Consider the following 25,785-nt stretch of genomic DNA (forward strand, 5'->3'; position numbering starts at 1 on the left):
CCGATGAGGGACATTGTCTTGAAGTTCATGCATTTCCTCCCTTGGAAAGCACCCTGCCCTTCTGCGGGGCAAGGCACTCATGCGTGTTGATCAGGCGATTGCGACTGATTTTGCGTCTTCGTAGACAGAACCGTCATCATCATACCAAGTGAATTTGAAATCACCGGCTTCAGGAACAGTCGCTTCGAATTCGAAATACGGGTTTGTCGAAATCGCAGGTGCGAGTTCAACATCAATCACCATCTTACCGTTATATTCCGCGGTAAAGCGGTTGATGATCGAGCGCGGAATTTTGTTGCCGTCGCTGTCTTTACGCTGGCCTGATTCCATGCTGTGGCTGATCAAGGTTTTGATTGTCACAACCTCGCCAGCCGCTGCTGACTTGGGGGCTTTGACGCGGGGTTTTACACCATCTGCCATGTTTTTAGTCTCCTCTAATTAGCCGCCGCAGCCGCCAATGGTCACTTTTACAGTCGAGCTTGCGCGGGCAAATGTGCCATCTGCCATCTTGGCCACAGCAACAACATCTTGCGTTCCCGCAAGACGGATGCGTGTCGACGCACTCTGCGTGCCTGACAGCTCGCCAAACTTGAATGTCGCCACATCAGGTGTCGGGTTGCCCGCCGCGAGAAGCAAGATTGCCTCCGCGCCGTCCGCCGATACGCTGACTGGGACAGTATTGCCATTTTCGGCGATTTCAGGAGCTGTCAGCGTTACGCCGCCTTCAGCCACATCTGCGCCACCTGTAAACGCTGCAATCATGTCGTCTGCGGCCGCAGTGGCCTGAAACGGCAGAATTGTCAGGGCAACAGCGCCGGCCCCAAGGGCAAGCGTATCACGTCGTGAAAATTCCATATCTAACTCCTTTACGTCTCTCTCAAAGCGCTCCAGCAGGCTGGATCACTCGTCTTTCAGTGTCATCAGGAACGCAACAACATCTTCAATTTGCTGCGCACTCAAAAGCGGATCAAGCGCACCTTCCGCAGCCTTGCCTGTATAGGCATTGCCTGGGCGCTGGAAGCCTTCGACCTTGTAGTAACTTGGCATCATCGTGCCGTCGTATGTCAGCTTTGCGTTTGATACGATCCCGCGCAATTCAGCCTCGCTCCAACGGTCCGCAACGCCATCAAGCGCAGGACCAATGTTGCCGGGAAACGCGACGTCTTCCAGCGAGCTGACAACGTGACACGCAACGCAATTGCCTTTGCTGCGGCTAGAGTAGACACCGATGCCTTCCTCTACGTTTCCGGCTACGCCGCTCAACGACATTTCAACCGCGCCATCTTCGGTAAAGACGACATCTGTTGGTGCAACCATATCCGCATAAGCCGCTCCGGCTGTTAGCGTTGCCGCCAGTGCAAGTGTTGTGAACCTCATAATTCCTCCCTTGGCCACCCGTGTTCTAAAGCTAGGTTAGCTTTGCATACCGTAGTGGACAGGCACGAGACTCGCAACAACAAATTCACGAAAATGAATTTACCTATTTATCGATATCCAAAGCGTTCACGTTCTCCCACACCGCAACCGCTTGGAAAATCATTCCGAAAGTTGCGTTTCAAGCTTGCGTGCGTGATACTTTTGGAAAGGCTCCTCGCCCGCATAGCCCTCCTCTTTCACCCAGCTCAGCATATTAAGCGTGGTCCACTTCCCAAAAGCCCCAGGAACTTGCGCCACAGCCGCCTGCGGGGCCGTCAGCCCCTCGGCCACCTCTTCGGGAAAATAAATCATCAAGGGCGTGAAGAGCGCGCCCCACTTCTGGACCATCTCCTTTTCAGGCAGCGTTTCGCCGTCAAAGTCTGTAACTTCAACATCCCCGAACATATTGATCTGGACGAAGAAATAATTGTCCTTGATGTAGCTGTCGATCGCAGGGTCGATAAAGACCTCTTCGTGCATCTTCTTGCAATAAATACACCCGCGTTGCTCGATGATAATCGCAAGGCGCTTGCCCTCCGCAGTGGCCTCGGCCAAATCTTCTCTGAGGTCCTTGAAAGTGTCGCGCATCCATGCCGCTTTATGCAGCCCGTCGTCCCCAAGCTCGGCCGCATAGGCAGGCAATCCAATCAAAAGCGCCGCGAGCACAGCAAATATCTTACGCATATCTTCCTCCCGTTTCTCTTATTATCCCAGCGTTTGAAAGCTCGGAAAAACCTCGATCATCCAGTTTGCAATCACATTGACCGTGTTTGTCGCAATCAGGATCGCAAACACAATCAACATAACCCCCATGACCTTTTCAACATGGCCCTGATACTGCCGAAACCGCGCCATGAAGCCCAAGAAAGGCTTGGCAAAAAACGCAGCAAGAACAAAAGGCGCGGTCATCCCCAGCCCAAAGCAGGCCAGCAAAAGCCCGCCCTTCCAAAGCTCGCCCATGCCACTCGCCATAAACAGGATCGACGCCAGCACAGGCCCCACACAAGCCGTCCAACCAAAGCCAAAGGCCAGCCCCATAAGATATGCGCCCAGCACGGTGGAGGGGTCTGCCTTGCTCTCCATCCGCGCCTCCCGATAGAGAAAGCCAATGCGGATGACGCCCAGAAAGTGCAGCCCGAAGACAAAAATCACCGCAGCAGCAACATAAGACAAAGGCTGCTTCCACTGTGCAAAAGCCTGCCCCAAAGCTGTCGCGCCCAAGCCAAGCAGCATGAAGATCGTCGTGACCCCCAAAGCAAACATAAACGCAGACACCACAAGCCGCTTCTGTGCCCCGGGCGCAATCTCGCCCTCCTCACGCAGCTCGCTCATGGAAATACCGGCCATGTAGCTCAAATAAAACGGGACCATCGGCAGGATACAGGGCGTAAAAAAGGCCACCAGTCCCGCCAGTGCTGCGCCCCAGTAGCTGATCTCGCCGAGCATCACCCGCGCTCCTTGTCAAATTAACATATTCAGATTATGTTGTGTGTAATTCAAACAGTCAATGATGATACCATGTTCGCGCGTCTTATTTCCTTTTTGGCCTTTGCCATTTTCGTGACGGGGCAGGCTTTCGCTGTCGAATTGATCATGGTGGAACAGAAAGGCTGCGCCCATTGTCAAGCGTGGCATAAGGCGATAGGTCCAATCTATCCAAAAACACCAGAGGGCGCGTTTGCCCCCCTGCGAGTTGTCAATATTGCTGACGGAGCGCCAGAAGGCGTGCAATTCGCGCGCAAACCTGTGTTCACTCCGACTTTTATTCTGGTGGATGAGGGCGTAGAGATCGGCCGCATTGAAGGCTATCCTGGAGAAGATTTTTTTTGGGGTCTGCTCGAAATGATGCTAAAGGCCAAGACAAGTTATATAAAACCTGACGGCTCCGCTGCCAGCAATTAGAAAAAAGGAGCACAAAGCTCCGCGCAGAAGGATACCCTATGGGACTTCCACAATTCACCGATGATCTGACCGATGCAGAGATCGACAACTTCATGGACAACGCTACAAAGGCGTCCAACTTTCTCAAAACAGTCAGTCACGAAGGCCGTCTGATGATCCTATGCCATCTCGTGACAGGAGAAAAGTCGGTCACCGAGCTTGAAAGCCTGCTCTCCGCACGTCAGGCCGCCGTGAGCCAACAGCTCTCGCGCTTGCGACTTGAGGGCCTCGTCATTCCGCGCCGTGACGGCAAGGCGATCTATTACCGCTTGGCAGACAATCGTCCCAAGCGTATTTTGGAGCTTGTTTACGAACTGTTTTGCGACGACGATAGCTAAGGACACCGCATCTTCACTTGGGAGGGTTGCAGATGCTTGAAATGATTTCAGAGAGCAGTTTTGTGACGCTGGCTGGCGTTTTTGGCGGCGTTCTGTTGGGTCTTGCGGCGCGGCTCGGCCGGTTTTGCACGCTGGGCGCCATCGAAGACGCGCTCTACGGCAACAACACCCTACGCTTACGAATGTGGGGCCTTGCCATTGGTGCGGCGATCATGGGCACATATGCGCTTCAAGGCGCGGGCATGGTGCCGCTAGAGCAGAGCTTCTACCTTTCAATCACGTGGATGCCGGTCGCCTCTATTCTTGGCGGCTTGCTCTTTGGTTACGGCATGGCGCTGGCCGGCAACTGCGGCTTCGGGGCGCTGGCGCGGCTCGGCGGTGGCGATATGCGCGCGTTTGTGATTGTGCTGGTCATGGGGGTCTCGGCCTATGCCGTGCTGTCTGGCCCGCTTGCCTATCTGCGCATTTGGGTCTTTCCCCAAACTCAAGCCACAACGCCCCCCGGCATCGTTCATTTCATCGCAGCCCAAACAGGCCTTGGCGTGCCGCAGCTCGGCGTCGCCATCGGCTTTATGATTGCCCTCGCCTCGCTCGCCTCTCCCGCCTTTCGCAAAAGCCCTGCCTCAGCTGTCTGGGCGCTGGTGGTTGGCGCGGCAGTCGTCAGCGGCTGGGCAGCGTCAGGCTATATCGCGGCCAACGGATTTGGCGCTTTTCCAGTTGTGTCCCACAGCTTCAGCGCCCCTGTGGGGGAAGCCTTGCTCTTTGCCATGACGGCCTCCGCTGGCTTGCCCTCCTTTGCCGTCGGCTCGGTGGTTGGCGTTTTGATCGGGGCCTTTATCGGCTCGTTGATCAAAGGGCACTTCCGCTGGGAAGCCTGCGAAGACCCTCGCGAGTTGCGTCGCCAGCTCTTGGGAGGGGCCTTAATGGGCGCAGGCGCGGTTCTGGCGATGGGCTGCACAATCGGTCAGGGCTTGTCTGCGTTTTCCACGCTGAGCTATTCGGCTCCGGTGACATTCGCCGCGATTTTTGCAGGGGCGGCTTTCGGGCTGCGTCAGCTCATCGAGGGCTTTCAACCCGCCGAGTGACACAGCGCCAGATCAATGCCAGATCAATCAACCCGCGCCGCAGCCAGTATCGGACCATGCCCACGCGCCTGCAAAATAATTGCCGCGCGCTCAGGTCCGCTCAGGTGCTCTTTTGTTTCATACGGTCGCTTCATATCCCAGATATCGAGCACTTGGATATCGGTGACAATATTTGCGTATTTTATGTCAAGACCGGCATTTTCGCCGCGTTGGATTTGGGTCATCGCCTGAGGCAAATATCGCACCAGAAGCACGGCCACTGGCTCCTCGTGCCCCTGCGCTTGCGCCAAGATACGCAGCTTGCCCGCCTCACGCACCACAGTCAGGCGCGCTTTATCAGCTTGCCTCTGATGGCGCTGGATCAGGCGGTTAACCTCAACAGGGTGGTTCCCGACCACGTGCTGCTCCCCCTGAACAATCATTTGGGGCGTATAAACAGACCGACGCCCGCCCACATGGGCATAGGCCCGCTGACGATCAGAATGTGCCTTTTGCCCAAACACATCTTTCCAGCCGATATAATCCCAGTAATCCACGTGCAACCCGAGCGCGAGCACATCCTCACGCGCCGCCAATTTGTGCAAAAAAGCGTCAGCAGGCGGGCAACTCGAACAGCCCTGAGATGTGAAGAGTTCGACCACAACAAGCCTGTTTTCCTCAGCCTTAGCCGAGGCGACAAAGCCCGCAAGCATCAGGATAACAAATATAATGCTGCGCCACATTGGGCTTCTCCTTTGCGCCTCTGGTCGTTGAGGTATACCGCAAAGAGGCTCTCACTCACCAATCAAGGTTTCGCGAGACTTGGGCGGGTTTTGTTTCAAACCCGCCCGAAAGCGTTTAATTTACAGACACAAGTTCGATCTCGAATGTCAGGTCTTTGCCCGCAAGCGGGTGATTGGCGTCCAGAACAACAGTCTCATCTGTGATCTCAACCACCGTGAGCGGCATGACCTCGCCGCGCTCGTTCTTGGCTTGAAGCTGCAAGCCAATCTCAAGCGGGATCTCCGCCGGAATTTCGCCGCGCGGCACCGCTTGGCGCGCTTCAGCGTGATGCGGGCCATAGGCGTCATCGGAGCCAATCTCAACGCGCTTTTCCTCGCCGACTTTCATGCCGGGCAAAGCCACATCAAGACCCGGGATAATCTGGCCAGAGCCAACCACAAACTCAAGCGGATCGTTGCCTTGGCTCGAATCAAAAACCGAGCCATCGCTCAAGGTTCCAGTATAGTGAATACGTACGGTGTCACCGCTTTTAACTTCGCTCATGGCGTGTCCAGTTCTATTTGGGGGAAATGAATTTAGAGGCCGCGCCAGCTGCGCAGGTTCTCAGGCTCGCAGACAAACTAAACGCCAAATCTCATGATTGCAAACAACCAGCGCCATTGACCTTTCTCCCCCCCTCACTCACTCTCGCTAAAAAATCACGAGGGGAAATGTGATGCCGATCAAAGCCTGCGTTTTTGACGCCTATGGAACTCTGTTTGATGTCACGGCCGCCGCCCGCGAAGCCGCCGCAGAACCCGCTTTTCCAGAGCTCGCCGACACATGGCAAAGCCTTGCCGCACACTGGCGCGACAAACAGCTGCAATACACTTGGCTGCGCGCCGTCACAGGCGACCACACCGACTTCTGGCAAGTGACAGGCGATGGTCTTGACTGGGCGCTCGAGGCCACAGGGCTCCACGGCAATCCCGACCTGCGCGAAAGGCTGTTACAGCTTTACTGGTCGCTCTCGGCCTATGCAGAAGTCCCCGAAATGTTGCAAAGGCTGCGCGCAGCAGGGCTTCAAACCGCCATCCTCTCCAATGGCTCCCCCGATATGCTCAACGGCGCAGTCTCCTCTGCGGGCTTGTCAGGCCAGTTTGACGCCGTGCTTTCGGTTCAAGATGTGGGCGTTTTCAAACCCTCTGGCAAAGTCTACCAGCTGGTTGAAACAGTGCTGGGCGCAACACCAAATGAGGTGATCTTTGTCTCCTCCAACGGCTGGGACGCTTCCTGCGCAACCTCGTTTGGCTTTGAAACCGTCTGGGTCAACCGCACAGGCCTGCCGATGGACCGCCTCTCTGGCAAGCCCAAGCATACCTTGAGCGACTTGAAAGAGCTGCCAGAGTTGGTCACCGAGCGCAACCATGCCTAAATTCCAAACCTCAGACAGGCTATCGCTTCACTATGAAGACGAGGGAGCGGGCACGCCCCTCCTCTGTCTGTCTGGTCTGACACGAAACGCGCGAGACTTTGATTTTGTGGCGCCACATCTCTCCCATATGCGCCTCATTCGCCTTGATTATCGCGGTCGCGGTCTATCTGATTGGGCCGATCCAAGCACATATACCCCCCTCATTGAGAGCCGTGATGTGCTAGAGCTGATGGACCATCTGGCCCTGCCCCAAGCAGCGATTTTGGGCACATCCCGCGGCGGGCTGATCGCAATGACACTGGCCGCAACAGCCAAGCCACGCCTGCTTGGTGTCGCGCTTAACGATGTCGGGCCTGAGCTTGCCCGCGAAGGCCTTGAAAAGATCGCGCAGGTGATTGGCAAAAAGCCCGCCTTCAAGGACTTTGACAGCCTGCTCAAAGTCTGGCCCGATCTTGCGCAAGGCTTTAATAATGTTCCGACAAGCCGCTTTCGCGAAGAAATTTCGCGGCTCTTCACACAAGGCGATACGGGGCTAGAGCTGACCTATGATCCTGCCTTGCAGGAGGGTGTTCTTGCGGCGCTCGTGGCTGACCTGCCCGATCTCTGGCCATTGTTTGAGGCCCTCACAGGGCTGCCGCTCTGTGCGCTGCGCGGCGCAAACTCCAACCTTCTCAGCGACAGCACTTTCGCCCAAATGCGCGCCCTGCGCCCTGACATGATCGCCGCTGTGGTCCCTGACCGTGGCCATGTGCCCTACCTCGACGAACCCGCAGCCCTTGACGCGCTGCTCCAATGGACAAAACGCCTATGAATATCGACATGATCCGCGCCGCCGCCGCCCGCCTTGAGGGCCACGCGCGCCGCACCCCGCTCCTCTCTTCGCCTTTTCTTGACGAGATCGCGGGCAAGCCCGTTTTTGTCAAAGCCGAATGCCTTCAACACACTGGCTCTTTCAAGTTTCGCGGCGGCTGGTCGGCCCTCTCTGGCCTGCCCGATGCACAGCGCAAAAACGGCGTCATCGCCTTTTCCTCAGGCAATCACGCCCAAGGGGTCGCCTATGCGGCCGCCCTTCATGGCGTCAGCGCCGTGATCATCATGCCCTCGGATGCGCCCCGTCTCAAAATTGAAAACACCCGCGCGCTTGGGGCAGAAGTGGTGCTTTATGATCGCGCCACAGAAGACCGCGACGCCATCGGCGCAACCCTCGCAGCAGAACGCGGCCTCACCCTGATCAAGCCCTACGACGAACCGCTCGTGATCGCAGGCCAAGGCACGGCTGGCCTTGAAATCGCCACCCAAGCGGCAGAACTTGGCGTGAAAAAGGCCGAAGTGTTGGTCTGTTGTGGCGGCGGCGGGCTGACCTCAGGGATTGCCCTCGCCCTCGCAGCAGAGGCCCCGAGCTTTAAAGTCCGCCCGTGCGAACCGGAGGGCTTTGACGATGTGACACGCTCGCTGGCCGCTGGCAAAATAGAGCGCAACGCACAGCTCACAGGTTCACTTTGTGATGCGATCATAACTCCTCAGCCCGGCGATCTGACCTTCCCGATCATGGCAAAGCATTGCGGCGCAGGCATTGTTGTCACCGAACAAGACGCGCTCAAAGCCATGGCACACGCGTTCCAACGCCTCAAACTTGTGATTGAGCCGGGCGGCGCCGTGGCCCTTGCGGCCGCGCTCTTTCACGCCGAAAAGACAGATGCCCCCGCGCTCATTGCAGTCACGACAGGCGGAAATGTCGATGTTGCAGTCTTTCAAAAGGCGCTGGCTTTTCTGGAGTGAGCGCCAAAACGCGCGGCTCGGACCTATACTTTGAATGTTTCGGGCGGTTATAAGCGCATCAGCCCGATCACAGGGCATCAGACGCGCCAATCTGCGGAGACAGACGCATGAAAATAGCCGACCTTGGCAATATCCGCCTTCATTATAAAGACGAAGGCCCCAAAAACGGGCCTGCCGTCGTCTTTGCCAATTCGCTGGGAACAGACTTGCGCCTATGGGACTCTGTGCTGCCACATCTGCCCAAAGGCCTGCGTCTCATTCGCTATGACAAGCGCGGCCATGGCCTGTCTGACAGCCCCGATGGCCCCTATTCGATGGGCACATTGGTGCATGATGTGGAGAGCCTACTCGATCATCTGGCCGTGAAAGACTGCGTCTTTGTGGGCCTCTCAATCGGCGGGATGATCGCACAAGGCTTGGCCGTGAAACGCCTTGATCTGATGCGCGCGATGGTGCTGTCCAACACAGGCGCCAAGATCGGCACGCGCCAGATGTGGCAGGATAGGATCGCCGCTGTTGACGCAGGCGGGATAGAGGCCTTGGCCGACACGATCCTTGAGCGCTGGTTTGCCCCCGCCTTTCGTGAAACGCCAGAGTTCACCGCTTGGCGCAATATGCTCATCCGACAGCCAAAAGCCGGCTACATAGGCTGCTCTGCCGCCATTGCTGGCACAGACTTTATCACGCCGACTTCAGGCCTGCGCCTTCCTACATTGGCGATTGCAGGCTCCGAAGATGGCTCCACCCCGCCTGATCTCGTGGCTGAAACCGCCGCGCTCATTCCCGGTTCGCGCTTTGAAATTATCCGTCGCGCAGGGCACCTGCCCTGCGTTGAACAGCCCGAAGCCTACGCCGTCCTGCTCACCACATTTCTCACAGAGATCGGACATATCTGATGGCCGCTTCCGCCTTTGACAGCCAACACCTCGCCAAACTCTTTGATACAGGCGAGCTGGCCGCCCTCTTCACCGACAGTGCAGAGATGCGCGCGCTCCTGCTCATAGAAGGCGCGCTCGCCAAAACCCAAGGGCAACTCGGCGTGATCCCTGAGATCAGCGGCGTATTCTTACACCGTGCCGCAATGGAAGTTCAGGTTGACCCGTCAGGGCTGGCCGCCGCCACGGCGCAAAACGGCGTCAGCATTCCTGCCTTTCTCGCCGCGTTGCGCAAAACCTTAGAGGCCCCGGAACACGCCCAATATTTGCACTGGGGCGCAACCTCACAGGACATTCTGGATACGGCCCTCATGCTGCGCCTCAAGCGCGCCTTTGATCATATCCAAACCCATTTGAAAGAGCATCTGACACAGCTCGCCGATCTCGCCGACACATACGCCGAAACGCCGATGGCGGGGCGCACTTGGGGGCAGCACGCAACTCCGACAAGCTTCGGTGCGGTTGTGGCCGCATGGGGGCACCCGTTGCGCGCGCTCTACGGCGAGCTTGAGGCCAGCAAAAACACAGCCTTCTGGGTCTCTCTCTCAGGCGCAGCAGGCACAAGCAGCGCGCTTGGCCCCAAAGCGGGCGAAACCCGCGCCGCCCTCGCAACGGCCCTTGGCCTCCATGATCCCGCGCAGAGCTGGCACAGCGACAGAACGCCTGTCGTCACACTGGCGTCATGGGCAACACGCCTGACCAACGCTCTGGGTAAAATGGCGGCGGACCTGTCCGAGCTGACCATGACAGAGCTTGCCGAAGTGACACTGGGCGGCGCGGGCAGCTCCTCAACCATGCCGCAAAAGCAAAACCCCGTTTCCGCAGGCGTGATCGCCGCCTTGGCGACCCATGTCACGGGTCTCAACTCAAGCCTGCAAACCAGCGCCCAACACGCCCAACAGCGGGACGGCGGCGCATGGATCACCGAATGGCTCACCCTTCCACAGCTTGTTCTGAGCACAGGCGCAGCCCTTGGTCACGCCAAGCAGATGGCCGCAGCGCTCACACCCAACACTGAGCAGATGACCGCAACGCTTCAGAGCGGCCAAGGCCTGATCTTTGCCGAAGCCCTCTCCTTTGCGCTGGCCGCCACAATGCCACGCCCCGAGGCCCAACTCAAAACCAAAGAGCTGTGCGCCAGCGCCCTCAGCTCAGGCAAAACTCTTGCAGAGGCGGCATCAGAACACTTTCCTGAACTTGATCTGTCTGATGTGTTTGACATCAAAGCCCAGCTTGGCCGCGCGCCAGAAGAGGCGCGCGCCTTTGCTGCGGTTGTGCGTGGCTTGGCCTAAAGCGACGCCTTCAGCTCAAGGCGGCGCGCGTGCAAGACAGGCTCGGTATAGCCTGACGGTTGCGTGCGGCCCTTAAAGACCAGATCACAGGCCGCCTGAAAGGCGACCCCGTCAAAGCTCGGAGCCATCGGCGTATAGTCAGCATCACCTGCGTTTTGCCCGTCAACCACAGCCGCCATCTTGCGCATGGCCGCCATCACATCCTGCGCATCCACAACCGAATGGTGCAGCCAGTTGGCCAGCGCCTGCGCCGAAATGCGGCAGGTCGCACGGTCTTCCATCAAGCCGATATCGTTGATGTCTGGCACTTTCGAGCAGCCGACACCCTGATCCACCCAGCGCACCACATACCCGAGAATGCCTTGGGCATTGTTTTCAACTTCCCGCGTGATCTGCTCTTTGGTCCAGCGACGATAGGTTGCCAGCGGGATGTCCAATATCCCGTCCACATGAGCGCGCCGCCCGCCCGCGCGCAGCTTGGCCTGAACAGCCAGAACATCAATCTTGTGATAATGCAGCGCATGCAGCGTTGCCGCAGTTGGCGAGGGAACCCAAGCACAGGTCGCACCCGCTTTCGGATGTTCGATCTTTTGCTCGAGCATCGCCGCCATCATGTCGGGCATAGCCCACATCCCCTTGCCAATCTGCGCCTTGCCCGAGAGGCCACACTCAAGGCCAATATCGACATTGAGGTTTTCATAGGCCCCGATCCAGCCCTTGCGCTTGATAAAGTCCTTGCGGCTGAAGGGTCCAGCCTCCATCGAGGTGTGAATTTCGTCGCCCGTGCGATCAAGAAAGCCCGTGTTGATAAAGGCAATCCGCGATTTCGCCGCGCGGATACACGCCTTAAGGTTCACAGAGGTGCGTCGCTCTTCGTCCATCACCCCGATCTTCACAGTATTGGCTGGCAGACCAAGCAAATCTTCAACCCGCCCAAAGAGCTCGTCGGCAAAAGCCACTTCTTCAGGCCCGTGCATCTTCGGTTTCACAATATACACCGATCCATGCACAGAGTTGCCGCTCTCGCGCTTGAGGTCATGCATCGCAATCAAAGTGGTGATCGCCGCGTCCATAAGCCCCTCAAAGACTTCGTCGCCATTCGCATCAAGGATCGCAGGGTTGGTCATCAAATGCCCGACATTGCGCACCCACATCAAGGCCCGCCCCTTCAGGACAAGCTCGCCCCCGTCAGGCGCGGTATACTCACGGTCCTCTGCAAGACGGCGGCTCAGCGTTTTGCCGCCCTTCGTGACATCTGCCGCAAGATCCCCCTTCATCAGGCCGAGCCAGTTGGAATAGGCGAGCGTCTTATCTTCCCCATCCACACAGGCCACAGAATCTTCACAATCCATAATCGCCGACAAAGCGCTTTCAAGCTGAACATCGGCCAAGAGCGCCTGATCATGGCTGCCAATCGGATGCGCACGATCAAACACAAGTTCGACGTGCAAGCCGTTGTTCTTTAGAAGGATCGCATCTGGCGCTTTCGGATTGCCTTTGTAACCCACAAATTTTTCAGGGTGTTGCAGAGGCCTGTCGTCCACCAGAAGCCGCCCCTCCTGCACATGATAGCGCCGAGCATCGGCGTGAGATGTGCCTTCAACAGGGAAGGCCTCGTCCAGAAAGACCCGCGCCCGCGCCACAACGCGCGCGCCGCGTCCACGCTCATAGCCCCCAGACGGCGGCAAAGACCCCATCGCATCTGTGCCATATAAAGCGTCATAAAGACTGCCCCAGCGCGCATTGGCGGCATTGAGCGCATAGCGTGCATTGGTAATCGGAACCACAAGCTGCGGCCCGGGAATAGAGGCAATCTCGGGATCAACATTTTGAGTGTCGATTTCGAAATCCTCGCCCTCAGGGTGCAAATATCCGATATCTGTCAAAAACGCTTTATAAGCCTCATGGTCGTGCGCCGCACCGCGGTGCGCAATATGCCACGCGTCGATCTGGCTCTGAAGGCTCTCACGTGTCTCAAGCAAGGCGCGGTTTTTGGGCGTCAAATCCGCCAGAACCTTTGCAAATCCACTCCAGAAATGCTCAGCGCTTACGCCGGTTTCGGGAAGCGCTGCCTCCTCCAGAAAGCTTGCAAGCGTTGCGTCTACGCTTAATCCGGCTCGGTCCACACGCTTGGTCATGCTTTGCTCTCTTTCTGCTTAAACTCTGCTCCTGTCTTTCTAGCCCGCTGAAGGGCAAAGGCGCAATCTTTCGGGAGAGCGTGAAAAGAAAATAAACCTTCATATTTTTCAAGATAATCTGCGGCCAAACAAAGCGATCCCCTATTGAAGCCCAATCTCTGCGCGCATACCGTCAACCCAAAGCCAAAAGGATGCCGTGATGAACGAGACCAGCCCCCAAACACTCCCCCAGACCATTTATCTCAAAGACTACACGCCATTTGGCTGGAGCGTCACATCCGTTCACCTGACCTTCAAGCTTCACCCGACCGAAACTCGCGTGATCAGCCGTATCGCTTTTGCGCCCAATCCAGACGCCCCCGCGCAAAGTTTCTTTTTGCATGGTGAAGCCCTCAAACTTATATCCTCAAAAATCGACGGCGCGCCCTGCACGCCCACCCTGACACCAACAGGCCTCACCCTTGATGTGCCGACTGGCCCGTTTGTCTTTGAATGCGAAGTCGAAATCAGCCCTGAGACAAACACCGCGCTTGAGGGCCTTTATATGTCAAACGGGATGTATTGCACCCAATGCGAGGCCGAGGGCTTTCGCAAAATCACCTATTACCCGGATCGTCCCGATGTGATGGGCACCTTTACAGTGCGGATCGAAGGCGACGCCCCTGTTATGCTCTCCAATGGCAATAAGGGCGCTCTCGGAGCAGGCTTTGCCGAATGGCACGATCCATGGCCAAAGCCCGCCTATCTCTTTGCCCTCGTGGCCGGCGATCTACTCAATTACTCCGACCGTTTCAAAACCCGGTCAGGCCGCGATGTTGAGCTCAATATTTGGGTGCGCAAAGGCGATGAAGACAAATGCGCCTTTGGCATGAAAGCGCTCAAAGCCTCCATGACATGGGATGAAGATGTTTACGGGCGCGAATATGATCTGGATATCTTCAATATCGTCGCGGTGGATGATTTCAACATGGGGGCCATGGAAAACAAAGGCCTCAATATCTTTAATTCGTCCTGCGTCCTCGCCAGCCCCGAAACCTCAACAGACGACAATTTCGAGCGCATAGAAGCCATCATTGCCCATGAGTATTTTCACAACTGGACTGGCAACCGCATTACCTGCCGCGACTGGTTCCAGCTCTGTCTCAAGGAGGGGCTGACCGTCTATCGCGACAGCCAGTTCACCTCCGATCTGCGCTCTGCGCCCGTTAAACGCATCTCCGATGTGATTGATCTGCGCGGCCGCCAGTTCCGCGAAGATGGCGGCCCGCTGGCCCACCCTGTACGCCCCGAGAGCTTCGTTGAGATCAATAATTTCTACACAGCCACCGTCTATGAAAAAGGTGCTGAAGTCATAGGGATGCTCAAGCGGCTTGTCGGCGATGACGCCTATTACAAAGCACTTGATCTCTATTTCACCCGCCATGATGGCGACGCCGCGACGATTGAAGACTGGCTCAAGGTTTTTGAAGAGGTCACAGGCCGCAACCTGAAGCGCTTCAAGCGCTGGTATAGCTCTGCAGGCACCCCTCGCCTCAGCGTCAAAGAAAAGTTCAACAACGGACGCTATACCCTCACGTTTAAACAAGAAACCCCGCCCACACCGGGTCAGCCCCACAAAAAACCGCGCGTTATTCCCATTGCCGTCGGCCTGCTTGGCTCCAATGGTCACGAGGTGCAGCCGACAACTCTGCTTGAAATGACAAAGCGCCAACAAAGCTTTTCCTTTGAGGGACTCGCTGAAAAGCCTGTGCCCTCTATCCTGCGTGACTTTTCTGCCCCCGTTGTGCTGGAGTATGAGCGCAGCAACGCCGAGCGCGCCTTCCTGCTCGCGCATGACACCGACCCCTTCAACAAATGGGACGCAGGCCAAGCCCTGCGCCGCGCCAGCCTGATTGCCAGCGTCACAACAGGGGCCGCTCCCGACACCGCCTTTCTTGACGCCGCCACACGCGTTGCGCGCGACGACAGCCTTGATCCCGCGTTCCGCGCGCTTGTGCTCCAGCCCGTCAGTCAGGATGATTTGGCCGCGAGCCTCCACGCCCAAGGCCACACCCCCGATCCGCAAGCGATCTATGACGCCAGCGAGACCATGGCGCAAAGCCTCGCGCAGCATCTCGCCGACAGCCTGCCAAGACTTTATGCCGCGACAACCGTAGATGGCCCCTTTGTGCCTGATGCCAAAGGCGCGGGCAAACGCGCCCTCAACGGGCGTATTCTGTCCATGCTCACGCGTATGGACGGCGGCGCACAGGCGCGCGCACAATTTGACACAGCAAACAATATGACGCTGCAAAGTGCCGCCCTGAACGCTCTGCTCGCGCAAGACATCGGCGCAGATCAATCCGCCGCATTCTTCACCCAATGGCAATCGGATCGCTTGGTGATGGACAAATGGTTCGCAGCTCAAGTGGCCTTTGCAGCTCCCGAAAAGGCGGCCAATGTGGCCCAAGCCCTGACAACCCATCCGCTCTTCACCGTGAAAAACCCGAACCGCTTCCGCGCGGTGTTTGGTGCCCTCGCCATGAACCACGCAGGCTTTCACCACGCATCAGGGCAAGGATATGCGCTGCTGGCCGACTGGCTGATCAAGCTGGACGCGCTCAATCCGCAAACAACGGCGCGGATGTGCACCGCCTTCCAGACCTTTTCACGCTATGATGCCAGCCGCCAAACCAGCGCAAAATCCGCTCTGGAGCGGATCCTTTCTACGAACGGTCTGAGCCGTGACACGACCGAAATGGTCACTCGCATTTTGGAAGGTTAGGCGCTTGGCTCTTCTGCATCAAAGCAATGGCCGCTCCCGCGCTGCGCTGATCACGCTGACGGGCGTCTATACGGTCTTGCTTGCGCTCGTCTGGTGGATTGATCTCAACCTCTATATCGCTGTTTTTCTGGCGCTGTTCACCCTGCCCGCCCTTTGGGAGGCCGTGCAAAACCCCGTGAGCACCTTTGAGTTGAGCGACAGCCATATGCGCTGGAGCACACCAAGACTGGCAGATGAAATGCCCGTCGGCCTGATCTTGCGGGCGCGCTTTGATACGCGGCTTGATCTCTCCGTCAAGGTGACACTTTTTTTGAAAGACAATCGCAAACTGCGCCTGCCTCATGCCTGCACACCGCCCCACGAAGCCCTCGAGGCCGAGCTGCGCGCACTGGGTGTGAAAACCGAACGGCATCACTTTTCCCTGATCGGCTGATCAGCCCTCAGTCTCGGCCAATACCCGCAAGGGGCGCGCTTTCGGGCGCAGGCTCTTATGGGACACACAATAGGCCTGCTTGCGCGTCCAGGCCGCCATTTCCGCCCGTTTGGTAGAAGAATGCATCGGCCCCCAATCTTGGGTGACACCCTGATACTTGCGTTTTTTTTCGGGGAAAAACCCGTGGATGACTTTGTCGCGCGCGACGGTCTTGCTCATGATCCGTGTGGCACAACTCAGATTGAGGCCCCCATTTTTAAGCGCCTCACCCGTCTTCGCCTGACATTTGTAAAGCCGCGCCGTAGAGGGAAGGATTTGCAACAACCCATACCAAAGCCCGCCGCCCCCAACCGCATCGGCGCGGTAGGTGCTCTCATGTTTTGCCAAAGCCGACATAAACCCGACCCAGAACATAGCACGACGAAACTCGTCGTTTTCTCGGTAAGCCGGGCACCAGTCACGATAGTCCTCAGGCACCGTCTGCGTCAGGGGCTTCCCATGCGAGAGCACCGCCTTCATTGCAGTTGTGGTCCACTCCTGATGGCCCGGACGGTGCTCCCATCGCGTGTGCGGCAAGGCAAAGACATAGGGCCGCCCCTTTGGCCTGATCTGCGCCAAACGCGCATGACGCGCCGTGGCGTATGACGTCTCGCGCGCCTTGGGCCGTATCTTGGCAAGCTCAGGATCAGGAGGGTGAATGTCTGCCTCACTCTGTGGCGCTGGATTTAGAAGGCCCAATGTCTCTGCCCCAGCCTGCGCAGCTTCTCTCGCCGCCGGGGCAAGCTCAGACGCGCCGGCTGTGCCATTACTCACAACACAGAGCAGAGCGGCACCAAAAACAATATGATAAACTGAAACAAACATCCCAAAACAAATAGGACGATTGCACCCGGTTTGGCAATCTTTTCGCGCTGGCCCCCATGATTGTTTCGCCAGCCCGAACAGTCCACCAAATCATACCGTCTTTTCCCGAAATCAAACCCGCAATTGCCCTGTTTTGGCCCGATTGGGCCACGACAAAGAGGACAGATAAAGGACGAATCACACATGGCACTGTTGTCTCACTTTCCGGAATTTGCCGCGCAAGCCCGTCAAAGCCTTGGCCGGCTCCCCTTGGCGCGGTTCCCGCTGGCAAAACGGTCTGTGGGTGAGAACACCCCGCTTGAAACCGCACCACGCCCCTTAAAAAGCCGCCTCCATGAACAGCTCGTGATTCCCACTGCGGTCGAGCCCCCCGAGGAAAGCTGCCGTGAGCGGGTTCAGGACCGTGGTCAGTTTCTGGCGCGTCAGGAGCGCTGGGAAGAACTGAGTCGCCTCATTCGCTCCGCCGACAATCGCAAAGTCGCAACCCATTGCGGAATGCCTCATGCTGACCTGCTCAGTCTCGGCGCGCGCACAGATGTGGTCTTGGCGACAGAACACGCCATTGCCGATGGTCTGACCCCGGGCCTTGCTGGCATAGAAGCGCTGGAAGACGTCTTATTTGAATTCCCGGACGAATATGCCATCGCAGATATCGTTGCCCAAACCCATATGGATATCGGCTGGGCATGGCGCGGCTCAAACTGGTCTCATGAAATCCCTGCGCGCAACCTTGCTTTGTTTGAAGCGCATTTTCAGCGCGCAACAGACATCTTGGAGAGTTTTTCGCGCACAGCCCTCGCCTCGCCCCTGCTTGCCTCAGCCCAATGTGGCCTTGTCGTCGCCAAGCCCAAACCCGCCATGCACATAGCAGATGCCTATGAGCGTCTGATTGATCTCAACCCCGTCAACACCGCCCCTATGCGCAGCTTGGGCAATTTCCTCTTGCCGCGCTGGTTTGGCTCTTACGAAGCGCTTGAGCTTGAAGCCCGCCGCACCGCCGCGCGCTCAAACAATATCTGGGGCAATGGCGGCTATACGTGGGTCTTTCTTGACGCCCTCAGAGTCGATCAAGGTGCCGCGCGCACTTTGGATGTGAACTTTTTCCTAGATGGGCTACATGACATTCTCTACCTGCAACCGGACCAACACATCGCCAATTTACTGGCCGCCTACACAGGCATCACAATGTCTCCCGCCCGCACCCCTGTCGAAGCGCCTGATGTGGTGCGCAAGGTGCGTCAGAGCATTCACACAATGTTTGATCACATCCTGCGCGAAAACCTGCGCGAGCTTCATCCGCTCCTTTGGGCAGAGGCCGAGCTTGGCCCAGCCCCCGGAACCTATCTGCCGCCGCGCGGAGCGCTCTTGCGCAAGGGCCGCGACACTGCGCTAAATGCCATAGCCGATCATTTCAAAAGCGATATCACCAATGGCAAGACTCTGGAGTTCGGCCACGGCGGGCTGAGGCTTTCATAACAAAACCAACTCCCCCTTGCCCCGCCCCCAAGCCTGCCCTAGAACCGACCTCGACTTTGCATGAGACGCATAAAAGGACGAGGCAATGCTAGATCTGGCCTATGAAACACCGCAGCCCAAAGTGATCGCGGGTGCGAAATATGACTGGGAACTTGTGATCGGCATGGAAGTCCATGCGCAGGTCAGCTCGAAGGCCAAGCTGTTTTCTGGCGCATCAACCCTTTTTGGCGCCGAGCCAAACTCCAATGTCGCCTTCGTCGACGCCGCCATGCCCGGAATGCTGCCCGTGATCAACGCGTTCTGCGTTGAACAGGCCGTGCGCACGGGCCTTGGCCTCAAGGCCGAAATTCATCTCAAATCAGCCTTTGATCGCAAAAACTATTTCTACCCCGACCTGCCCCAAGGCTATCAGATCAGCCAGCTTTACGAGCCGATCGTTGGCGAAGGCGAAATCCTTGTCGATATGGCACCAGGTGTCGCCCGCCTCGTGCGCGTGGAGCGGATTCACCTTGAACAAGACGCTGGCAAGTCGATCCACGACATGGATCCGAATATGTCGTTCGTCGATCTCAATCGCACAGGCGTTGCCTTGATGGAAATCGTGTCGCGCCCCGATATTCGCAGCCCCGAAGAGGCCGCCGCCTATGTCGTCAAGCTGCGTCAGATCCTGCGCTATCTCGGCACCTGTGATGGCAATATGCAAAACGGCAATTTGCGCGCCGACGTCAACGTCTCGGTCTGCCGCGCGGGCCAGCACGAAAAATATATGGCGACGCAAGACTTCAGTCACCTCGGCACCCGCTGTGAAATCAAAAACATGAACTCGATGCGCTTTATCCAGCAAGCGATCGACTATGAAGCCCGCCGTCAGATCAAAATCCTCGAAGAGGGCGGCGAAGTCACACAAGAAACCCGCCTTTATGATCCTGACAAAGGCGAAACCCGCTCCATGCGCTCTAAAGAAGAAGCGCATGATTACCGTTATTTCCCCGACCCCGACCTGATGCCGCTCGAGATCGAGCAATCATGGGTCGACGAGATCGCAGCCTCCCTGCCCGAGCTGCCAGACGCGAAACGCGCACGATTTATGTCAGACTACGGCCTGACAGAATATGACGCCTCCGTGCTCACAGCCGAAGTGCAAAACGCGACCTATTTTGAAGAGGTCGCCACGGGCCGCGACGGAAAAACCGCCGCAAACTGGGTGATCAACGAGCTCTTCGGACGCCTGAAAAAAGACGGCGACAAAGATATCAGCGAAAGCCCGGTCTCCCCTGCCCAACTCGGCGGCATCATTGATCTGATCGCAGCCGACACAATCTCTGGCAAAATCGCCAAAGACCTGTTTGAGATTGTCTATTCCGAGGGCGGCGACCCCGCCGAGATCGTCGACGCCCGCGGCATGAAGCAAGTCACGGACACAGGCGCCATTGAAACCGCACTGGATGAAATCATTGCCGCCAACCCCGCTCAAGTTGAAAAGGCCCGCGAAAATCCCAAGCTCGCAGGCTGGTTTGTCGGTCAGGTCATGAAAGCCACAGGCGGCAAAGCCAATCCCAAGGCCGTCAATGATCTGGTGCAAGCCAAACTCGGCGGCTGAGCACCAAGATGACCAAGCCCTTTCTCTCCGAGCCGATGGTCGTGCGCCCCGAGTGGATCGACTTCAACGGTCACCTCAATATGGCGTATTATAACGTCCTGATGGATTTGGGCGTCGATGCGCTCTGGCAAGAGATCGGCTTTGGCGGCGATTACCTCGCCCGCACAGGCCACACGACCTATTCCGCCGAATATCATATGCACTATATGCGCGAGGTTCACGAAGGCGACCGCCTGCGCGCGACCTTCCAAGTGCTTGATATGAATGACAAGTCTATTCATTTCTGCCAAGAGCTGATCCATGAAGACGGCTGGGTCTCGGCGGGTGGCGAAGGGATGTGTCTTCACATCGACCAATCCGGCCCACGGGTCGCAACCATGCCCGCAGACATTCTCGCGACATTTGAGACCATGCGCGCCGCACACGCAGACCTCCCCGTGCCGAGCTTCGTGGGACGCCCGATGGGCATCCGTCACAAAGCCTGAACGGGATCAACAATGAGAACCGGCCGCGCCAAACTGTTAAGCCATTGCGCGAGATGAGCCGAAAAAGGGAAGAGAATGCACGAATATAAAGTTATCCCCGCCCCCCGCAAAGGTCTCAAAGCCAAAGGCATCAAGTCAAAAGAAGACCGTTTTGCCCATGCCCTTGAAGAGCTCATCAACACCGAGGCCAAAGCGGGCTGGGCGTTTGTGCGCGCCGAAACCCTCCCTAGCGAAGAACGCTCGGGGTTTCGCTCAAGCTCGCTCGTCTATCGCTCTGTGCTCGTGTTTTGCAAAGCGCTTCAAGCGGCAGAAAGCCGTGATGACGTAGCAGCCGCTTCAGCCCCCCAACCCACTTGGAACGCCCTCAAGCCCGAACCAGCCTTGACGGCCCGCCCCGATGCCTCCCAAAGCGAGACGTCCGAAGCCGATCAGGACAGCTCCAAAGCCAAGGCGTGAATCTGGTCATTAAGAGGCCCCAGTGCCGCATGAACGGCGCGGTGGCGCGCCACACGGCTCAGTTTATCAAAGCCATGCGCCGTCATACGCACCCGAAAATGGCTCTCGCCTGAGCCATCATCGCCCGCATGGCCACTGTGCTGATGGGATTCATTGATCACCTCAAGCGTCTTGGCCTCAAAAGCTTCCGTCAAAGCCGCGCGAATTTTTGCTTCCATATTCATTTTTTACGCTCTTTCCTCTTTCCCCCAGTTTCAAACACATTAGAGTGCTAAGCCAGTCGCGAAAAGAGAGTTCCTATGCCCAAACACGATCCTTTCGGTTTTGATATGTCGGTATCATCCGCCAAAAAGAAAAATCCACGCGGTCGCCGTGGAATGTCGGGCGCGTCCGAAACTTCAACGCGCCAGTGTGAACACGCAGGTTGCGAAGAGGCAGGCAAGTTCCGCGCCCCCCGCGCGCCTGATGTGCTCGACGAATATCTGTGGTTCTGCAAAGAGCACATTCGCGAATACAATCTGAAGTGGAACTTCTTTGACGGCACGACAGAAGCCGAAATGAACGCCCAGATGTCCAAAGATAAAGTCTGGGAGCGCGAAACCAAGCCACTGGGAGACCCGGAGGCGCGCGCATGGGCACGGCTCGGAATAGAAGACCCCCATCAAGTTCTTGGTGCGAACGCAACCAAAAACCCCGGCAAAGGCGGCGGCGGCTCACGACGCCTGCCCCCGACAGAGCGCCGCGCCATCGAGATCTTGGAAGCCAAAGACCATTGGTCCAAAGCCGAGATCCGCAAGGCCTACAAGAAGCTTATCAAAGTGCTGCACCCTGATATGAACGGCGGCGACCGCTCACAAGAAGAGCAGCTGCAGGAAGTCGTCTGGGCTTGGGATCAGATCAACGTGAGCCGCAGCTTCAAGTGAAGCCGCGGCCCCTCAGGCTGGCCTCGGGTCAGCTGCCCCTAAACACCAAGCTCACCCCGTTCAGACAATGCCGCTTGCCAGTAGGCTTCGGCCCATCGTTGAAAATATGCCCAAAATGGCTGCCGCAACGGCGGCAGTGGCACTCCGTGCGCGGATAGATCAATTTGTAATCTGTCTTGGTTTCAATTGCATTTGGCTGGGCCTCATAAAAGCTCGGCCAGCCCGTTCCACTGTCATATTTATGCTCCGAGCTATAGACCGCCAGATCACAGCCGCGGCAATGATACATCCCCGCGTCATACACCTTGTCCAGCGGTGAGGACCCCGCAGGCTCTGTTCCCTCCTGCCGCATCACCCTGTATTGCAAAGGCGTCAGCATCGCCCGCCACTCAGCATCGCTGCGCATCACCTCAAACTCTTTCGCCGTTGCGCCACGCACAAAAGGCAGCCCCGCCGCCGCCGCCAGTGCTGTCATCACAAACATCCGTCTTTTCATATCGCACTCCCTAAATTTCTTGCGCCACCATAGCCCAAGCCATCAGGCTTGGCAGCACAAGCCTGCGCACCTTCGCGTGAACACGCCGTAACAAGCGCCGAGAACCAGCTCCGTCAATTCTCCGCTCCAGAGTGGCAATCTTCGGGCTTGGCCTTGCCCTTGCCCCGAAATTGTTGCACCACAACTGCAACACTTACGAGATATGAAGGAATCCGGCTATGGCGGACGGTATGATCGACATCAACGCAAAACCAACCGAGAAAATTTCTGTGCGTGATGTCTTCGGCATCGACACCGATATGACTGTGCCCGCCTTCGCCGAGCGCACCTCGCGCGTGCCCGATATGGACAGCACCTATAAGTTTGATCCAGACACAACGCTGGCGATTCTTGCAGGCTTTTCACACAACCGTCGCGTGATGATCCAAGGCTATCACGGCACAGGTAAATCAACCCACATCGAGCAAGTCGCAAGCCAGCTCAACTGGCCCTGCGTGCGCGTCAACCTTGACAGCCACATCTCCCGTATCGATCTGATCGGCAAAGACGCCATCAAACTGCGCGATGGCAAACAAGTCACCGAGTTTCAGGAAGGCATCCTGCCTTGGGCCCTGCGCAACCCGACCGCGATTGTGTTTGATGAATACGACGCAGGCCGCGCCGATGTTATGTTTGTGATCCAGCGAGTTCTGGAAGTGGATGGCAAGCTGACACTTCTGGACCAAAACGAAGTGATCACCCCAAATCCCTACTTCCGCCTCTTCGCCACCGCCAACACTGTTGGCCTCGGCGATACCACAGGCCTCTATCACGGCACGCAGCAGATCAACCAAGGCCAGATGGACCGTTGGTCGCTTGTCGCCACGCTCAATTACCTGTCGATTGATGCTGAAACCCAGATCATTCTGGGCAAAAACCCACATTACAACACAGAGGCGGGCCGCAAGACCATCAAGCATATGGTGCAAGTCGCCGATCTCACCCGCACAGCCTTCATGAACGGTGATCTCTCGACAGTGATGTCGCCGCGCACCGTGATTGCTTGGGCGCAGAACGCCGAAATTTTCCGCAACGTCGGCTATGCTTTCCGCCTCACCTTCCTCAACAAATGCGACGAGCTCGAGCGCCAGACTGTTGCGGAGTTCTATCAGCGCTTGTTTGATGAAGAACTGCCAGAATCAGCCGCCAGTGTGAGCTTGGGATGAGGTCGCTCTCGGATCCGCTTCGCAGATCCGACCCGCGCGCGCTGACGCGCGCGGTGAGGGGGCCAGCCCCCTCGGCTTCGCCTCACTCCCGGGATATTTCAAGAAAGAAAAAGGGCTAATCGCGCGAGATGTCAAAGCCATCCGATAACCCAGCAGATCCGTTCAAGAAAGCTCTCGCCGAGGCCACCAAAGTCTTGGCAAATGATTCCGATCTGACGGTCAGCTATTCGGTCGACCCCTCTGGGATGTCGGGGGACACAATGCGCCTGCCGCAAGTCTCCCGCCGTATGACCCGCGACGAAGTCTTGCTGGCGCGCGGCACGGCGGATGCCTTGGCGCTCAAGCACAAGTATCATGACACCGCCACCCATGCGCGCTACGCCCCCGCTGGCGACTTGGCCCGCGATATCTATGAGGCGATGGAAACTGCGCGCTGCGAAGCCATGGGCGCGCGCGATATGCCCGGCACCGCCGGCAATATTGACGCCAAAATAGCCGAAGACGCCCGCCGCGCGGGATATGCTGACATCACCGACCGCGCCGACGCCTCGCTTGCGACAGCCGCAGGCTACCTCGTGCGCCACATCGCCACAGGGCGCGACTTGCCCGCAGGGGCGCGCAACGTGATGGAGCTCTGGCAGGGTTTCATGGAAGAGCAAGCTGGCGAAGCTCTTGAGGATGTCTCCGAGCGCCTCGCCAGCCAGCAGGATTTTGCCCGCTTCGCCCGCCGTGTGATCTCGGATCTTGGCTATGCCGACCAGCTCGGCGAGGACCCCGACGCTCCCGATGAGGAAAACGACGAGAGTCAGGACGAAGCCGAGCAAGACGAGGATCAGCCTGACAGCACAGGGCAGGACGACGCACAGGAAGATGAAGCCGAGGCCAGCCCCGAACAATCCCAAGACGAAACCCAAGACGCCGCCGAGGCGCAAGTCTCGATGGACGAGATGGCCGATGAAGAGCTTGGCGATGAGGCCGATATGCCTGATGGCGAGGCCCCGCTAGAGCCGCCCCCCCCACAACCGAGCTCGGACGCAGACCCCAACTATCTGGTCTACGACGCGAGCAATGACGAAGAGATCCTCGCAGAAGAGCTTGCCGAAGCGGCCGAGCTTGAGCGCCTGCGCGCCTATCTTGACCAACAGCTTGAGCCGCTCAAAGGCGCTGTCAGCCGTCTTGCCAACAAGCTTCAACGCCGCTTGCAGGCGCAACAAAACCGCTCTTGGTCCTTTGACGAAGAAGAAGGCATCCTCGATGCCGGCCGCTTAGCACGGGTCATCTCAAACCCGACAACGCCGCTTAGCTTCAAAGTCGAACAAGACACCGAGTTCCGCGACACCGTTGTGACTCTGCTGATTGACAATTCAGGCTCCATGCGTGGCCGCCCGATTTCGATCGCGGCGATCTGCGCAGATGTTCTGGCGCGCACGCTCGAGCGCTGCTCGGTGAAAGTCGAAATTCTCGGCTTTACAACCCGCGCCTGGAAAGGCGGGCTCGCCCGTGAAAAATGGCTCGCCGATGGCCGCCCCCAACAGCCGGGCCGCCTCAATGATCTGCGCCACATCATCTACAAACACGCCGACAGCCCGTGGCGCCGCTCACGCGATAACTTGGGCTTGATGATGAAAGAAGGCCTGCTCAAAGAAAACATCGACGGCGAAGCCCTCGAATGGGCACACCGCCGTATGTCTCGCCGCACAGAGGCGCGCAAAATTCTCATGGTGATTTCTGACGGCGCGCCCGTGGATGACTCAACTCTGTCAGTCAATCCAGCCAACTACCTCGAGAAACACTTGCGAGACGTGATTGCAATGGTCGAGAAAAAACGCGCCGTCGAACTGCTCGCCATCGGAATCGGCCATGACGTCACACGCTATTACAACCGCGCCGTCACCATCACAGATGTCGAACAGCTCGCAGGCGCGATGACAGAACAGCTCGCCTCCCTCTTTGATACCGACCCGCGCGCCCGCGCCCGCTTCCTCGGGATCAAACGCGCAAGCTAACCTGAAGCCAGATACA

28 protein-coding genes are annotated in these 25,785 nt (G+C 57.6%); 17 read left to right on the forward strand and 11 right to left on the reverse strand.

All coding sequences use genetic code 11. The features are described from left to right. Nucleotides 1–90 precede the first annotated feature (90 nt). The 5 genes from soxZ to ACTF58_RS08035 all read right to left on the reverse strand — a co-directional run bounded on the left by soxZ (nt 91) and on the right by ACTF58_RS08035 (nt 2,862). Nucleotides 91–420: a thiosulfate oxidation carrier complex protein SoxZ gene (gene soxZ, locus ACTF58_RS08015; RefSeq protein ID WP_438991451.1), complete on the reverse strand. Its 330-nt coding sequence runs from the start codon at nt 418–420 to the stop codon at nt 91–93. Between the two features lie 18 nt (nt 421–438). Next, nucleotides 439–855: a thiosulfate oxidation carrier protein SoxY gene (gene soxY / locus ACTF58_RS08020; RefSeq protein WP_438991452.1), complete on the reverse strand. Its 417-nt coding sequence runs from the start codon at nt 853–855 to the stop codon at nt 439–441. Between the two features lie 45 nt (nt 856–900). Next, nucleotides 901–1,377: a sulfur oxidation c-type cytochrome SoxX gene (gene soxX / locus ACTF58_RS08025; protein WP_438991453.1), complete on the reverse strand. Its 477-nt coding sequence runs from the start codon at nt 1,375–1,377 to the stop codon at nt 901–903. Between the two features lie 159 nt (nt 1,378–1,536). Continuing rightward, complete coding sequence (locus ACTF58_RS08030) at nt 1,537–2,100, reverse strand: thioredoxin family protein (RefSeq protein ID WP_438991454.1); 564 nt, start codon at nt 2,098–2,100, stop codon at nt 1,537–1,539. A 21-nt stretch (nt 2,101–2,121) separates the two neighbouring features. Further along, nucleotides 2,122–2,862, reverse strand: a complete 741-nt coding sequence (locus ACTF58_RS08035; protein ID WP_438991455.1) for a cytochrome c biogenesis CcdA family protein — start codon at nt 2,860–2,862, stop codon at nt 2,122–2,124. Between the two features lie 36 nt (nt 2,863–2,898). On the opposite strand from ACTF58_RS08035, the gene ACTF58_RS08040 reads away from it, so the two are divergent. The 3 genes from ACTF58_RS08040 to ACTF58_RS08050 are packed head-to-tail and all read left to right on the forward strand — an operon-like array spanning nt 2,899 to nt 4,780. Continuing rightward, nucleotides 2,899–3,318, forward strand: a complete 420-nt coding sequence (locus ACTF58_RS08040) for a thioredoxin family protein (protein WP_438991456.1) — start codon at nt 2,899–2,901, stop codon at nt 3,316–3,318. 38 nt (nt 3,319–3,356) lie between these two features. Then, nucleotides 3,357–3,695 carry an ArsR/SmtB family transcription factor gene (locus ACTF58_RS08045; RefSeq protein ID WP_438991457.1) on the forward strand — a complete coding sequence of 113 codons (339 nt, stop codon included), beginning with the start codon at nt 3,357–3,359 and terminating at the stop codon, nt 3,693–3,695. 32 nt (nt 3,696–3,727) lie between these two features. Next, entirely contained in the window at nt 3,728–4,780 is a 1,053-nt protein-coding gene (locus ACTF58_RS08050; RefSeq protein ID WP_438991458.1) for a YeeE/YedE family protein, read from the forward strand. A 23-nt stretch (nt 4,781–4,803) separates the two neighbouring features. On the opposite strand, the gene ACTF58_RS08055 is transcribed toward ACTF58_RS08050, so the two are convergent. Next, nucleotides 4,804–5,502: a DUF1223 domain-containing protein gene (locus ACTF58_RS08055; RefSeq protein ID WP_438991459.1), complete on the reverse strand. Its 699-nt coding sequence runs from the start codon at nt 5,500–5,502 to the stop codon at nt 4,804–4,806. 115 nt (nt 5,503–5,617) lie between these two features. Beyond that, nucleotides 5,618–6,046, reverse strand: a complete 429-nt coding sequence (locus ACTF58_RS08060; RefSeq protein WP_438991460.1) for an FKBP-type peptidyl-prolyl cis-trans isomerase — start codon at nt 6,044–6,046, stop codon at nt 5,618–5,620. A 172-nt stretch (nt 6,047–6,218) separates the two neighbouring features. Here ACTF58_RS08060 and ACTF58_RS08065 point away from each other — a divergent pair, with 172 nt between their 5' ends. The 5 genes from ACTF58_RS08065 to ACTF58_RS08085 all read left to right on the forward strand — a co-directional run bounded on the left by ACTF58_RS08065 (nt 6,219) and on the right by ACTF58_RS08085 (nt 10,923). Continuing rightward, nucleotides 6,219–6,917: a haloacid dehalogenase type II gene (locus tag ACTF58_RS08065; RefSeq protein ID WP_438991461.1), complete on the forward strand. Its 699-nt coding sequence runs from the start codon at nt 6,219–6,221 to the stop codon at nt 6,915–6,917. Continuing rightward, a complete protein-coding gene (locus ACTF58_RS08070; RefSeq protein ID WP_438991462.1) occupies nt 6,910–7,728 on the forward strand; it encodes an alpha/beta fold hydrolase in 819 nt (272 codons plus the stop codon). Before ACTF58_RS08065 ends, ACTF58_RS08070 begins: the two co-directional genes overlap by 8 nt. Next, on the forward strand, nt 7,725–8,696 hold the full coding sequence (locus ACTF58_RS08075) for a threonine ammonia-lyase (protein ID WP_438991540.1): 972 nt from the start codon (nt 7,725–7,727) through the stop codon (nt 8,694–8,696). The genes ACTF58_RS08070 and ACTF58_RS08075 overlap by 4 nt, the downstream gene beginning before the upstream one ends. 107 nt (nt 8,697–8,803) lie before the next feature. Then, entirely contained in the window at nt 8,804–9,592 is a 789-nt protein-coding gene (gene pcaD / locus ACTF58_RS08080; protein ID WP_438991463.1) for a 3-oxoadipate enol-lactonase, read from the forward strand. Continuing rightward, nucleotides 9,592–10,923: a lyase family protein gene (locus tag ACTF58_RS08085; protein ID WP_438991464.1), complete on the forward strand. Its 1,332-nt coding sequence runs from the start codon at nt 9,592–9,594 to the stop codon at nt 10,921–10,923. Before pcaD ends, ACTF58_RS08085 begins: the two co-directional genes overlap by 1 nt. On the opposite strand, the gene ACTF58_RS08090 is transcribed toward ACTF58_RS08085, so the two are convergent. Beyond that, nucleotides 10,920–13,061, reverse strand: a complete 2,142-nt coding sequence (locus tag ACTF58_RS08090; protein WP_438991465.1) for a malate synthase G — start codon at nt 13,059–13,061, stop codon at nt 10,920–10,922. The two genes, ACTF58_RS08085 and ACTF58_RS08090, sit on opposite strands and share 4 nt — an antisense overlap. 199 nt (nt 13,062–13,260) lie before the next feature. Between ACTF58_RS08090 and pepN the strand changes: the two genes are divergently transcribed. Both pepN and ACTF58_RS08100 read left to right on the forward strand, forming a co-directional pair. Then, complete coding sequence (gene pepN / locus ACTF58_RS08095; RefSeq protein ID WP_438991466.1) at nt 13,261–15,825, forward strand: aminopeptidase N; 2,565 nt, start codon at nt 13,261–13,263, stop codon at nt 15,823–15,825. Nucleotides 15,826–15,829: 4 nt separating this feature from the next. Then, nucleotides 15,830–16,258 (forward strand): hypothetical protein, encoded by a 429-nt coding sequence (locus ACTF58_RS08100; protein ID WP_438991467.1) that lies wholly within the window; start codon nt 15,830–15,832, stop codon nt 16,256–16,258. Here the strand turns inward: ACTF58_RS08100 and ACTF58_RS08105 are convergent, their stop codons facing one another. Beyond that, the gene (locus ACTF58_RS08105; RefSeq protein WP_438991468.1) at nt 16,259–17,122 is read right to left on the reverse strand and encodes a transglycosylase SLT domain-containing protein; all 864 of its coding nucleotides are present in this window, start codon (nt 17,120–17,122) and stop codon (nt 16,259–16,261) included. 183 nt (nt 17,123–17,305) lie between these two features. Here ACTF58_RS08105 and ACTF58_RS08110 point away from each other — a divergent pair, with 183 nt between their 5' ends. From ACTF58_RS08110 to ACTF58_RS08125, 4 genes are all read left to right on the forward strand, one after another. Then, a complete protein-coding gene (locus ACTF58_RS08110; RefSeq protein WP_438991469.1) occupies nt 17,306–18,598 on the forward strand; it encodes a hypothetical protein in 1,293 nt (430 codons plus the stop codon). A gap of 85 nt (nt 18,599–18,683) precedes the next feature. Beyond that, entirely contained in the window at nt 18,684–20,198 is a 1,515-nt protein-coding gene (gene gatB / locus ACTF58_RS08115; protein ID WP_438991470.1) for an Asp-tRNA(Asn)/Glu-tRNA(Gln) amidotransferase subunit GatB, read from the forward strand. 8 nt (nt 20,199–20,206) lie between these two features. Next, nucleotides 20,207–20,683, forward strand: coding sequence for a thioesterase family protein (locus ACTF58_RS08120; RefSeq protein WP_438991471.1), 477 nt, complete (start codon nt 20,207–20,209; stop codon nt 20,681–20,683). 75 nt (nt 20,684–20,758) lie between these two features. Next, nucleotides 20,759–21,139 (forward strand): DUF4177 domain-containing protein, encoded by a 381-nt coding sequence (locus tag ACTF58_RS08125; protein ID WP_438991472.1) that lies wholly within the window; start codon nt 20,759–20,761, stop codon nt 21,137–21,139. Here ACTF58_RS08125 and ACTF58_RS08130 read toward each other — a convergent pair. After that, nucleotides 21,112–21,363: a BolA family protein gene (locus ACTF58_RS08130; RefSeq protein ID WP_438991473.1), complete on the reverse strand. Its 252-nt coding sequence runs from the start codon at nt 21,361–21,363 to the stop codon at nt 21,112–21,114. The genes ACTF58_RS08125 and ACTF58_RS08130 overlap by 28 nt on opposite strands. Before the next feature lie 75 nt (nt 21,364–21,438). Here ACTF58_RS08130 and ACTF58_RS08135 point away from each other — a divergent pair, with 75 nt between their 5' ends. Next, the gene (locus ACTF58_RS08135; RefSeq protein ID WP_438991474.1) at nt 21,439–22,062 is read left to right on the forward strand and encodes a DnaJ domain-containing protein; all 624 of its coding nucleotides are present in this window, start codon (nt 21,439–21,441) and stop codon (nt 22,060–22,062) included. Between the two features lie 28 nt (nt 22,063–22,090). Here ACTF58_RS08135 and msrB read toward each other — a convergent pair whose 3' ends face one another. Next, nucleotides 22,091–22,558 (reverse strand): peptide-methionine (R)-S-oxide reductase MsrB, encoded by a 468-nt coding sequence (gene msrB / locus ACTF58_RS08140; RefSeq protein WP_438991475.1) that lies wholly within the window; start codon nt 22,556–22,558, stop codon nt 22,091–22,093. 218 nt (nt 22,559–22,776) lie between these two features. Here msrB and cobS point away from each other — a divergent pair, with 218 nt between their 5' ends. Both cobS and cobT read left to right on the forward strand, forming a co-directional pair. Continuing rightward, nucleotides 22,777–23,763: a cobaltochelatase subunit CobS gene (gene cobS, locus ACTF58_RS08145; protein WP_438991476.1), complete on the forward strand. Its 987-nt coding sequence runs from the start codon at nt 22,777–22,779 to the stop codon at nt 23,761–23,763. 128 nt (nt 23,764–23,891) lie between these two features. Beyond that, complete coding sequence (gene cobT, locus ACTF58_RS08150; RefSeq protein WP_438991477.1) at nt 23,892–25,769, forward strand: cobaltochelatase subunit CobT; 1,878 nt, start codon at nt 23,892–23,894, stop codon at nt 25,767–25,769. Nucleotides 25,770–25,785: the final 16 nt, after the last annotated feature.

Source organism: Lentibacter sp. (assembly GCF_965657785.1).
Taxonomy (GTDB): domain Bacteria; phylum Pseudomonadota; class Alphaproteobacteria; order Rhodobacterales; family Rhodobacteraceae; genus Lentibacter.

Excerpts from the sequence above, each read along its gene's own strand:
- soxZ (WP_438991451.1), bottom strand. The coding sequence starts at position 420 with ATGGCAGATGGTGTAAAACCCCGCGTCAAAGCCCCCAAGTCAGCAGCG.
- soxY (WP_438991452.1), bottom strand. The coding sequence starts at position 855 with ATGGAATTTTCACGACGTGATACGCTTGCCCTTGGGGCCGGCGCTGTT.
- soxX (WP_438991453.1), bottom strand. The coding sequence starts at position 1,377 with ATGAGGTTCACAACACTTGCACTGGCGGCAACGCTAACAGCCGGAGCG.
- ACTF58_RS08030 (WP_438991454.1), bottom strand. The coding sequence starts at position 2,100 with ATGCGTAAGATATTTGCTGTGCTCGCGGCGCTTTTGATTGGATTGCCT.
- ACTF58_RS08035 (WP_438991455.1), bottom strand. The coding sequence starts at position 2,862 with ATGCTCGGCGAGATCAGCTACTGGGGCGCAGCACTGGCGGGACTGGTG.
- ACTF58_RS08040 (WP_438991456.1), top strand. The coding sequence starts at position 2,899 with ATGTTGTGTGTAATTCAAACAGTCAATGATGATACCATGTTCGCGCGT.
- ACTF58_RS08045 (WP_438991457.1), top strand. The coding sequence starts at position 3,357 with ATGGGACTTCCACAATTCACCGATGATCTGACCGATGCAGAGATCGAC.
- ACTF58_RS08050 (WP_438991458.1), top strand. The coding sequence starts at position 3,728 with ATGCTTGAAATGATTTCAGAGAGCAGTTTTGTGACGCTGGCTGGCGTT.
- ACTF58_RS08055 (WP_438991459.1), bottom strand. The coding sequence starts at position 5,502 with ATGTGGCGCAGCATTATATTTGTTATCCTGATGCTTGCGGGCTTTGTC.
- ACTF58_RS08060 (WP_438991460.1), bottom strand. The coding sequence starts at position 6,046 with ATGAGCGAAGTTAAAAGCGGTGACACCGTACGTATTCACTATACTGGA.
- ACTF58_RS08065 (WP_438991461.1), top strand. The coding sequence starts at position 6,219 with ATGCCGATCAAAGCCTGCGTTTTTGACGCCTATGGAACTCTGTTTGAT.
- ACTF58_RS08070 (WP_438991462.1), top strand. The coding sequence starts at position 6,910 with ATGCCTAAATTCCAAACCTCAGACAGGCTATCGCTTCACTATGAAGAC.
- ACTF58_RS08075 (WP_438991540.1), top strand. The coding sequence starts at position 7,725 with ATGAATATCGACATGATCCGCGCCGCCGCCGCCCGCCTTGAGGGCCAC.
- pcaD (WP_438991463.1), top strand. The coding sequence starts at position 8,804 with ATGAAAATAGCCGACCTTGGCAATATCCGCCTTCATTATAAAGACGAA.
- ACTF58_RS08085 (WP_438991464.1), top strand. The coding sequence starts at position 9,592 with ATGGCCGCTTCCGCCTTTGACAGCCAACACCTCGCCAAACTCTTTGAT.
- ACTF58_RS08090 (WP_438991465.1), bottom strand. The coding sequence starts at position 13,061 with ATGACCAAGCGTGTGGACCGAGCCGGATTAAGCGTAGACGCAACGCTT.
- pepN (WP_438991466.1), top strand. The coding sequence starts at position 13,261 with ATGAACGAGACCAGCCCCCAAACACTCCCCCAGACCATTTATCTCAAA.
- ACTF58_RS08105 (WP_438991468.1), bottom strand. The coding sequence starts at position 17,122 with ATGTTTGTTTCAGTTTATCATATTGTTTTTGGTGCCGCTCTGCTCTGT.
- ACTF58_RS08110 (WP_438991469.1), top strand. The coding sequence starts at position 17,306 with ATGGCACTGTTGTCTCACTTTCCGGAATTTGCCGCGCAAGCCCGTCAA.
- gatB (WP_438991470.1), top strand. The coding sequence starts at position 18,684 with ATGCTAGATCTGGCCTATGAAACACCGCAGCCCAAAGTGATCGCGGGT.
- ACTF58_RS08120 (WP_438991471.1), top strand. The coding sequence starts at position 20,207 with ATGACCAAGCCCTTTCTCTCCGAGCCGATGGTCGTGCGCCCCGAGTGG.
- ACTF58_RS08125 (WP_438991472.1), top strand. The coding sequence starts at position 20,759 with ATGCACGAATATAAAGTTATCCCCGCCCCCCGCAAAGGTCTCAAAGCC.
- ACTF58_RS08130 (WP_438991473.1), bottom strand. The coding sequence starts at position 21,363 with ATGAATATGGAAGCAAAAATTCGCGCGGCTTTGACGGAAGCTTTTGAG.
- ACTF58_RS08135 (WP_438991474.1), top strand. The coding sequence starts at position 21,439 with ATGCCCAAACACGATCCTTTCGGTTTTGATATGTCGGTATCATCCGCC.
- msrB (WP_438991475.1), bottom strand. The coding sequence starts at position 22,558 with ATGAAAAGACGGATGTTTGTGATGACAGCACTGGCGGCGGCGGCGGGG.
- cobS (WP_438991476.1), top strand. The coding sequence starts at position 22,777 with ATGGCGGACGGTATGATCGACATCAACGCAAAACCAACCGAGAAAATT.
- cobT (WP_438991477.1), top strand. The coding sequence starts at position 23,892 with ATGTCAAAGCCATCCGATAACCCAGCAGATCCGTTCAAGAAAGCTCTC.